The 784-nt window shown below is 77.8% G+C and carries 1 protein-coding gene; it reads right to left on the bottom strand.

Features of this window, described 5'->3' with window-relative positions; translation table 11 throughout:
- A partial coding sequence (locus HEQ75_RS27710) for an adenylate/guanylate cyclase domain-containing protein (RefSeq protein ID WP_168035339.1) occupies nucleotides 1-784 on the bottom strand: 784 nt, incomplete at both ends.

The following is a 784-nucleotide window of genomic DNA, read 5'->3' as shown; positions in this document are numbered from 1 at the left end:
CCGGCCGAGCGGGCGCAGCCCGGCCTGCGGGCAGGCCGCGGCGGTGGCCTGGTCCACCAGCAGATCCGTGCCGAACAGCTTGTTCGCCGCTTCCAGCCGCGCCGCCAGATTCACGGGATCGCCATGCGCCGTGTAGTCCAGCACACGCCCGCCGCCGACATCGCCCACCACCACGGCGCCGCCCGCCACGCCGACGCGGGTCAGGCCGAAGCCCGCCGCGCGCGGCCCCGGCTGCGCCGCAAAGGCGTGGCCGAAGGCGGCCAGCGCCGCGCCGCAGGCCAGCGCCCGCGCCGGGTGGTCCGGCTGCGCCAGCGGCGCGCCGAACATCACGTGCAGCGCATCGCCCACCACCTTGTCCAGCGTGCCGCCATGCCGGGCCACCACCTCCGCCGCGCCGGCGATGTAGGCGTCCAGCAGGCCGATCACGGCATCCGGCCCCTGGCGTTCCGCGAGCGTGGTGAATCCGGCGATGTCGGTGAAGACGAAGCTCATCTCCCGCCGTTCGGGGGCGATGCGCAGCAGGCCGGGCTCGGCGGCGATGCGCGCCACCACGGCGGGCGGCAGGGTCTGGGCGAAGCGCGCCACCAGCCGGGCGCGGCTGGCGCGGGTGGCGACGAAGGCGGCGAGCGCGGCGGCCAGGGTGGCGATCCCCAGCGCCAGCATCGGCAGCGTCGCATCCGCCAGCCACAGCGCTTGGTGCAGCAGCAGGGCCGCGGCGGCCGGCAGCAGCGCCAGGCCCAGCGCCGCCAGTCCCGCCGCGGCGAGTGGCGCCAGCGCCGCGCCG

This window comes from Falsiroseomonas selenitidurans (assembly GCF_012103215.1).
Classification (GTDB): domain Bacteria; phylum Pseudomonadota; class Alphaproteobacteria; order Acetobacterales; family Acetobacteraceae; genus Falsiroseomonas; species Falsiroseomonas selenitidurans.
The sequence above is the reverse complement of the archived record's forward strand: the minus strand, read 5'-3'. Positions and strand labels throughout refer to the sequence as shown.